Source organism: Nocardia africana NBRC 100379 (assembly GCF_001612635.1).
GTDB classification, from domain to species: domain Bacteria; phylum Actinomycetota; class Actinomycetes; order Mycobacteriales; family Mycobacteriaceae; genus Nocardia; species Nocardia africana.
On the sequence record NZ_BDAV01000018.1, the window covers coordinates 101374 to 108629 of the forward strand.

Sequence of the window (7256 nt, forward strand, 5' to 3'; positions counted from 1 at the left end):
TTCACGATAGTGAGGCGGCGGTGCCGATGTCGTGAGCCCGAATTGATCGTGCACACGCCACCGGTAACCGGCCCCCCACCGCGGACCGCAGGTGCCGCAGGTCACACCCGGTCCTCCCGTATGGTCGGGATGTGGCCATTCCGGAAGGAACCGAGCTCCGATGACCGCGGAGCGCGTGTGGTACGCCGCTTACGGATCGAACCTGTTCGAGAAGCGGTTCACCTACTACCGGGCGGGCGGCAATCCGCCGGGCACCCCGCGACTCTACGGGGGGTTCCGCGATCCCACGCCGCCCGCGCGGAATTGTCCGCTGTCACTTCCCGGATGCGTCTATTTCGCCGGGCAGAGCCCGGTGTGGAGCGGTGGTGTGGCGTTCTACGCCCACCGGCCGCCACCGGACTGGCCGGTGGGCGCGGCCGCGCGTGGCTACCTGCTCACGGTGGGCCAGTTCAGCGATCTGATGGCTCAGGAAATGCACCGCCAGCCCGGGGAAGGCCCCGACTTCGATCCCTCCGAGGTGGTTCGCCAGGGCTCCGTGCAACTCGGCGACGGCCGCTACGAAACGTTGTGGCACGTCGACCACGCCGACGGCATCCCGGTCCTGACCTTCACCTCCCCCGGCAGCCCGCAGACCACCGACCTCACCAAACCGTCCGCGCGCTACCTCGGCATGCTGGCCGGCGGCCTCGGCGAATCCCACGGCTGGCCTCCGGACCGCATTCTGCACTACCTGTCCGACCTCCCGGGTGTCCGAGATTTCTGGGATCCCGGAGAACTCCGAACGGTGGTCGACGGCCGCAGGTCTGAGGCTGGTACGGCTCGGCAGTTCAGGTGAGCTCTTCCACCGGGGGGATGGTTCCGGTGGTGGCGTGCAGGGCGGTGCGGGCGGCGGAGATCGTGGGGTGGGTGCGGGTGCCGGCGCGGTAGGCGATCCGGGTGCGGCGGCGAATGGGGAGCGGTGTCAATTCGACCGGGGTGGTGTCGGTTTCGGGATGAAGGGGAATCGCGAGCTGGGGGATGAATGCGACCCCCTGGCCGGCGGCGACCAAGGCGAGGACGGTGCCGAAATCGTCGGAGCGGTGGCGGATATGCGGCACGAAACCCGCTGCCTCACAAGCTCTTACAGTCATGGTGTGGCAGAGGGTGCCGGGCGTTCCGGAGATCCATGCCGCATCGCGGTAGGCGGACAACGGCTGAGTCGTGCGGGCGGCCAGGTATACCGGTTCCTCCAGGAACGGTTCGGTTTCCAGGCCGGCCTCCGGTTCGGCGGGCACGTAATCGTATTCCTGAATGAGCGCGATATCCAGAGTGCCGGCGCGCAGTGCGGCGGGCACGGCCGCCGGATCCAGTTCCGTCACATGCAGTTCCAAGCGCGGATGGGCGCGGCTGAGCGAAACCAGCGCATGCGGCAGGATCCGCTGCACGGCGGTGGGAAAGGCGCCGATATGCAGGGCGCCGGTGAGCTCGGCGGTAGCCAGTTCGGCCTCCGCCTGTTCGAGGATCGCGAGGACCGATTCGGTGTGCTCCACCAAGCGCCACGCCGCCGCGGTGAGGGTGACGCGGCGACCGCTGCGTTCCAGTAGCGTGACTCCTGCCTCGCGTTCCAGCGCGGTGAGCTGCTGGGATACCGCCGACGGGGTGTAGGACATGGCCTCGGCGACCGCAGCAATCGTCCGGCGATGGGCCAATTCCCGCAGGAGCCGTAGGCGGCGAACATCGAGCATAAGTTCAGCTTAAGCTCGAAGGAAGATTTGTGAACTGGACCTGAATCAACGCCTCGACAAGGGTAGGTGGCATGACGTTCAGCGGTCTCTTCGTTCCACTCGTCACGCCGTTCACGGCGGACGGCGAGCTGGCCTGCGACGCCCTCGGCCGGCTCGCGCACGAGGTTCTCGATGCGGGCGCCTCCGGCATCGTCGCCCTGGGTACCACCGGTGAGCCGGCCACCCTGACGGCGGAGGAGAAGCGCCGGGTCGTCGACATCTGCGCCCAGGTCTGCGCCGAGCGTGACGTGCCGCTGATCGTGGGCACCGGCTCGAATTCGACCGCCGATTCCGAGCACGCCGTGGCCGCACTGGACGAGCGCGTCGCGGCAGCGCTGACGGTGGTCCCGTATTACACGAAACCGTCGCAGCGAGGTGTGGTGGAACATTTCCGGCGGCTCGCGCAGCGGAGCCCGGTGCCGCTGCTGATCTACAACGTCCCGCATCGCACGGGCCGGCCGCTCGATCCGGAAACATTGACCGCACTGGCCGAACTGCCGAATGTCGCGGGCTTCAAACATGCCGTCGGCGTCATCGACGAGACCACGGTCGCGTGGCTGGCGGCGGTCGGCGACCGGACGACGGTGCTGTGCGGCGACGATCTGTACGCGGCGCCGCTGCTGGCGATGGGCGCGCAGGGGGCCATTCTGACGTGCTCGAATGTGGCGCCCGCGGCCTATGCGGAGTTGATCGCGGCCTGGCGGGAGGGGCGGATCGAGGCGGCGCGGAAAATCGGCAATCGCTTGGTCGAGCTGGCGCGGGCACTGTTCGCCGAGGCCAATCCGACCGTGGTGAAAGGGGTGCTCGCGGCACAGGGCCGGATACCGAGCGCGCACGTACGCCTGCCCCTACTGCCGGCCTGTGCCGATTCCGTATCGGCGGCACTGGCCGCTGCGGGCCCCATCGGCTGAGCCCGCGGCATGCCCGATCGGTGTGCAGCAGGCCGATCACCTCAGCGCGCGACGGGACCTACCGCCCGCCGGCCGTCACCCGAGATGAGGCTATGTGCGTCAGTGATCCGAGCCGGGATCGCCGTCGCGATGTTGGCGGGAGATCCGCCACAGGAATTCGGGATCGTCATCGGGACCCACGACTCGGCGTCGCTTCTCGGGCCCCCGTCCGATGCCGATCCGGGGCGCATGCTCCGGTCCGAACGCTTTCCAGCACAGCACCGCGACAGCCACGACCGCGATGAGTGCCAACAGGTACGCCACGTCGCTCACCTCCTGACATCGAGGGTAATCCCGTGCGCGTACCTGTCGCACTGTGACCGCCGGAATGGGCGGTCCTGTCGGCTCAGGGGCGGGTCGCCTCGGTGGTCAGCGACTTCAGCAGCTGCATAACTTCGGACTCACGGAAGCGGCGATGGCCGCCAGGGGTGCGCAGCGAGCCCAGCCGCCCAGCATGTGCCCACCGAGTGACCGTTTTCGGATCGACGTGGAACAGCGCCGCCACCTGGCCCGGGGTCAGGAGGGCCTCCTGGCCGTTGACGGAACCCAACGTGCGGCTCGCCGCGGTGATCGCAGTCATTCGCAAACCTTTCCGTAATCGACAGATCCCTCATCAGATAGCGACATCGTTGCACCCGGACCCCCAGGTGTTCGAACGATCTAACGTTGGTAAAGGGGAAGTAATAGACAAATCGGATATACGTACGGCTGGGTTCGTTACCTCGGCGAACCTCCGGCGATCGAATTCGCCGGGACCCGGGCAGGTCGGAACGGGTGCGGCGGCGTCGCCTACCCTGGTCGTGTGAGTGAAGCATCCCGATCCGACGACGCCGCGAGCGATCGGGCCCCGGCCTCGGCGGGTCGGCGGCTCGCGCGCAATCTGGCGCTGTACACCCTGGCCCGGCTGGCTCTGGTCGCCGTGATCGCCGCGATCATCCTGGTGGTGGCGCACGTGGTGAACGTCGACATTCCGCTGATCGTCGCGCTGCTGTTCGCGTTGGTCGTGGCGATGCCGCTGTCGCTGGTGCTGTTCAAGCGGCTGCGTGCGCGCGTGAACGAGGACATCGCGGCGGTCGACGAGAAACGCCGCAACGACAAAGCGAATCTGCGAGCTCGCCTGCGCGGCGAGGAGGCGCAGTGAGCGACAACCGCGCAGTGAGCGACAACCGCGCTGTGAGCGGGCGGGAGCTGCGGTGAAGTACTGCGATCGCAGTACTTCGCGAGAGTGGGTCGACAATGCGGTGCGGCTGATCGAGGCCGATGCGCAGCGCAGCGCCGACACCCACCTGCTGCGGTATCCCCTGCCTCCCGAATGGGGGGTGCGGCTGTATCTCAAGGACGAGTCCACCCATCCGACCGGCAGCTTGAAACATCGGCTGGCGAGGTCGCTGTTCCTGTACGCGATCTGCAACGGCTGGGTGCGCGAGGGGACGACCATCGTCGAGGCGTCCTCGGGATCGACGGCGATCAGCGAGGCCTATTTCGCGAAACTGCTCGGCCTGGACTTCGTCTCGGTGGTGCCGGCGAAGACCTCGCCAGAGAAGATCGCCCTGATCGAGGCGCAGGGTGGTCGCTGCCATTTCGTCGACCGAGCGCCCGATATCTACACCGAGGCCGTGCGCCTGGCCGCCGAATGCGACGGCCACTACATGGACCAGTTCACCTACGCGGAACGGGCCACCGACTGGCGCGGGAACAACAACATCGCCGAATCCATCTACCAGCAAATGGTTTTGGAGACCCACCCGGTGCCGGACTGGGTGGTGGTCGGCGCGGGCACGGGCGGGACCAGCGCGACCATCGGCCGGTATATCCGCTACCGGCGCCACGCCACCCGGCTGGCCGTGGTGGATCCGGAGAATTCGGCGTTCTACGGCGGATACGAGGTCGGGGACTCGGGCTATCAGACCGGTATGCCGTCGCGAATCGAGGGAATCGGCCGGCCGCGGGTGGAGCCTTCCTTCATCGGCGATGTGGTCGACCGGATGATCGAGGTGCCCGACGTCGGCTCCATCGCCGCATGCCGCCACGCCAGCGACGTGCTCGGCCGGCGGGTGGGCGGGTCCACCGGAACCAATCTGTGGGGTGCGTTCGCCCTCATCGCCGAGATGATCGCCGCCGGTCGCGAGGGCAGCGTGGTGACGCTGCTGTGCGACGGCGGGGACCGTTATGCCGGAACGTATTTCAACGACGAGTGGGTCGCGGGGCAGGGGCTGGACCTGGACGAGTCGCACGCGATTCTCGACGAATTCACCGCCACCGGTATCTGGACCGCCTGAGCCGCGGAATCACTGCATCGGCGTTCGCCGCAGGTGAACACGCGCGGTGTCAATTTTGATTGACGCGCCCGTGATGTCAACGTAAATTGACATGCATGAGTGAAGCGACAACCCTGGCGGCCGCCGCGGGCAGTCCCGACCCCCAGGTCGGCCTGCGCGCGGTGCTCGCTCTGCGGCGACTGCTCGAACGGCTCGAGGCGATCCAGGTGGCCAATGCCCGTAAGCAGGGCTGGTCCTGGCAGGCCATCGCCGAGGCGCTCGAGGTCAGCCGGCAGGCGGTCCATCAGAAGTACAACCGGAAAGGCGGAATCCGCTGATGTTCGAGAAATTTGCCAAAGCGGCGCGCTCCGCCGTCGTGGACGCGCAGGAGGAAGCGCGTGAATTGCGTTCGCCCAGTATCGATGTCGAGCATCTGCTGCTGGGGCTCGCGACCTGCGCCGACGCTCAGCTGCGAAAAGTGCTGGAGGACAACGGCATCACCGCCGAAGCGATCCGGAGTTCGCTCCCGGGCCGGCCGCGGGCGGAGGAACCGCTGGGCGAGGAGGACGCGGCCGCGCTGAGGTCGATCGGCATCGATCTGGACGCGGTGCGCGACAGTGTGCAGGCCAGCTTCGGCGAGGGCGCCTTCGACGAGGCCGTCCCGGTTCCGGACAAGGGCCGCGGGCGTTTCCGGTTCGGCGGCGGAATGACCTTCGGGCACATCCCTTTCACCCGCGAGGCCAAGAAGACGCTGGAACTGTCCCTGCGCGAGGCGATCTCCCGTGGTGACGACCGCATCGAGGCGGGGCACGTGCTACTCGGCATCCTGCGCGCCCCCAACCCTGCCACGCGAGAACTGCTGGGCGGGAACGACGGGATGGAACGAGTACGCGGCGCGGTTCAGGAAATGCTCGACCGCGCGGCGTGACGAGCACGGGGCGGGGGAAGGGGCGCAGCGCGTGACCGGTAACCCGTCCCGTCCGCCGTTAGCATTGCCGCATGGCACTTCTGCTCCGTTTGGCGATCAACGCCCTCGCGATCTGGCTCGCGGCGGCCTGGGTCGGCGGTATCGAATTGAAGGATCCGCCCGATGCGGGCACCGGCGGCAAGATTCTCGTCGTGGTCTGCGTCGCGATCGTCTTCGGACTGGTCAACGCGCTGATCAAGCCGATCGTGAAATTGCTGTCGCTACCGCTGGTGATCGTCACGCTGGGGCTGTTCCTGCTGGTGATCAATGCCCTCATGCTGTGGCTGACCGCCAAGATCACCGAAACCACCGATTACGGCCTGCGGGTCGAGGGGTTCTGGGCGGCGATCTTCGGTGCGATCATCGTGACCCTCGTCAACTGGGTGCTCGGCGTCCTGGTTCCCGAGGGCGGCCGGGACTGACGCTGCGGTGCCGCCGCTCGTCAGCCGAGGCCGAGCGCCAGTGCGGTGAGCAGGGACCATCCCAGCATCGCCAAGCCGGTATCGCGCAGCGAGGGAATCAATCCCGGACCCTGCTGCCCACCCCGCACCGGGGCGTGGGATCGGACGGCGAGCGGTATCGCCAGCAGGCCCACCAGGGCCCACGGGGTGCGCAGCACCAGCAGCAGCGAGGCCACGAACGGCACCACCATCAGCACCAGATGCAGGGTGCGGGTGCGGGTGTCGCCCAGTTTGACGGCGAGGGTGGTCTTCCCGGTCACCGAATCGGTCGGGATGTCGCGCAGATTGTTGGTGACCAGCACCGCGCTGGAGAACGCGCCGACCGCGATCGCACCGACCAGTCCGGCCCAGTCGAGCCGTTCCGCCTGCACGAATTCGGTACCCAGCACCGCGACCAGGCCGAAGAAGACGAAGACGGCGATCTCACCGAAACCGCTGTAGCCGTACGGTTTACTGCCGCCGGTGTAGAACCAGGCGCCGGCCAGGCAGGCCGCGCCGATCAGCAGCAGCCACCACGCCGTGGTGATCACCAGGATCAACCCGAAGATCGCGCCCACGCTCAGGCAGGCGATCGCCGCGCCGCGCACCGCGGCCGGACTCGCCAGACCCGAACCGACCAGACGCAGCGGGCCCACGCGCTCGTCGTCGGTGCCGCGAATGCCGTCGGAGTAGTCGTTGGCGTAGTTGACGCCGATGATCAGAGCCAGCGAAACGAGCAGGCTCAACAGGGCCTTCCACCACACCGCGGCATCCAGCGACGCGGCCGCGCCGGTGCCGACGAGGACCGGGGCGATCGCATTGGGCAGCGTCCGCGGGCGGGCGCCTTCGAGCCATTGTGCTGCACTAGCCATATCCGG

11 protein-coding genes are annotated in these 7256 nt (G+C 67.7%); 7 read left to right on the forward strand and 4 right to left on the reverse strand.

Annotated features, from left to right (window positions below; translation table 11 throughout):
- Positions 1–160 precede the first annotated feature (160 nt).
- Positions 161–835: a hypothetical protein gene (locus NA3_RS29820; RefSeq protein ID WP_062967274.1), complete on the forward strand. Its 675-nt coding sequence runs from the start codon at positions 161–163 to the stop codon at positions 833–835.
- Here NA3_RS29820 and NA3_RS29825 read toward each other — a convergent pair.
- A complete protein-coding gene (locus NA3_RS29825) occupies positions 828–1724 on the reverse strand; it encodes a LysR family transcriptional regulator (protein ID WP_062967276.1) in 897 nt (298 codons plus the stop codon). The genes NA3_RS29820 and NA3_RS29825 overlap by 8 nt on opposite strands.
- Before the next feature lie 71 nt (positions 1725–1795).
- Between NA3_RS29825 and dapA the strand changes: the two genes are divergently transcribed.
- Positions 1796–2674 (forward strand): 4-hydroxy-tetrahydrodipicolinate synthase, encoded by an 879-nt coding sequence (dapA, locus tag NA3_RS29830; RefSeq protein ID WP_062967278.1) that lies wholly within the window; start codon positions 1796–1798, stop codon positions 2672–2674.
- Between the two features lie 99 nt (positions 2675–2773).
- On the opposite strand, the gene NA3_RS29835 is transcribed toward dapA, so the two are convergent.
- Together NA3_RS29835 and NA3_RS29840 are read right to left on the reverse strand one after the other, a co-directional pair.
- Positions 2774–2977, reverse strand: coding sequence for a hypothetical protein (locus NA3_RS29835; protein WP_062967340.1), 204 nt, complete (start codon positions 2975–2977; stop codon positions 2774–2776).
- 82 nt (positions 2978–3059) lie between these two features.
- On the reverse strand, positions 3060–3293 hold the full coding sequence (locus NA3_RS29840) for a BldC family transcriptional regulator (RefSeq protein ID WP_051025198.1): 234 nt from the start codon (positions 3291–3293) through the stop codon (positions 3060–3062).
- A 222-nt stretch (positions 3294–3515) separates the two neighbouring features.
- Between NA3_RS29840 and NA3_RS29845 the strand changes: the two genes are divergently transcribed.
- From NA3_RS29845 to NA3_RS29865, 5 genes are all read left to right on the forward strand, one after another.
- The gene (locus tag NA3_RS29845; RefSeq protein WP_030516232.1) at positions 3516–3854 is read left to right on the forward strand and encodes a DUF4229 domain-containing protein; all 339 of its coding nucleotides are present in this window, start codon (positions 3516–3518) and stop codon (positions 3852–3854) included.
- A gap of 52 nt (positions 3855–3906) precedes the next feature.
- Entirely contained in the window at positions 3907–4992 is a 1086-nt protein-coding gene (gene cds1 / locus NA3_RS29850) for an L-cysteine desulfhydrase Cds1 (protein ID WP_062967280.1), read from the forward strand.
- A 95-nt stretch (positions 4993–5087) separates the two neighbouring features.
- The gene (locus NA3_RS29855; protein WP_030516234.1) at positions 5088–5309 is read left to right on the forward strand and encodes a helix-turn-helix domain-containing protein; all 222 of its coding nucleotides are present in this window, start codon (positions 5088–5090) and stop codon (positions 5307–5309) included.
- Positions 5309–5899 (forward strand): Clp protease N-terminal domain-containing protein, encoded by a 591-nt coding sequence (locus NA3_RS29860; RefSeq protein ID WP_062967282.1) that lies wholly within the window; start codon positions 5309–5311, stop codon positions 5897–5899. Before NA3_RS29855 ends, NA3_RS29860 begins: the two co-directional genes overlap by 1 nt.
- A gap of 71 nt (positions 5900–5970) precedes the next feature.
- Entirely contained in the window at positions 5971–6360 is a 390-nt protein-coding gene (locus NA3_RS29865; protein WP_062967284.1) for a phage holin family protein, read from the forward strand.
- Positions 6361–6380: 20 nt separating this feature from the next.
- On the opposite strand, the gene NA3_RS29870 is transcribed toward NA3_RS29865, so the two are convergent.
- The gene (locus tag NA3_RS29870) at positions 6381–7250 is read right to left on the reverse strand and encodes a 1,4-dihydroxy-2-naphthoate polyprenyltransferase (protein WP_062967286.1); all 870 of its coding nucleotides are present in this window, start codon (positions 7248–7250) and stop codon (positions 6381–6383) included.
- Between the last annotated feature and the right edge of the window lie 6 nt (positions 7251–7256).

What these genes read in the sequence shown, in the direction of transcription:
- NA3_RS29825 (WP_062967276.1), bottom strand. Translation starts at nt 1,724, where the DNA reads ATGCTCGATGTTCGCCGCCTACGGCTCCTGCGGGAATTGGCCCATCGC.
- NA3_RS29820 (WP_062967274.1), top strand. Translation starts at nt 161, where the DNA reads ATGACCGCGGAGCGCGTGTGGTACGCCGCTTACGGATCGAACCTGTTC.
- NA3_RS29870 (WP_062967286.1), bottom strand. Translation starts at nt 7,250, where the DNA reads ATGGCTAGTGCAGCACAATGGCTCGAAGGCGCCCGCCCGCGGACGCTG.
- NA3_RS29860 (WP_062967282.1), top strand. Translation starts at nt 5,309, where the DNA reads ATGTTCGAGAAATTTGCCAAAGCGGCGCGCTCCGCCGTCGTGGACGCG.
- NA3_RS29840 (WP_051025198.1), bottom strand. Translation starts at nt 3,293, where the DNA reads ATGACTGCGATCACCGCGGCGAGCCGCACGTTGGGTTCCGTCAACGGC.
- NA3_RS29855 (WP_030516234.1), top strand. Translation starts at nt 5,088, where the DNA reads ATGAGTGAAGCGACAACCCTGGCGGCCGCCGCGGGCAGTCCCGACCCC.
- dapA (WP_062967278.1), top strand. Translation starts at nt 1,796, where the DNA reads ATGACGTTCAGCGGTCTCTTCGTTCCACTCGTCACGCCGTTCACGGCG.
- NA3_RS29865 (WP_062967284.1), top strand. Translation starts at nt 5,971, where the DNA reads ATGGCACTTCTGCTCCGTTTGGCGATCAACGCCCTCGCGATCTGGCTC.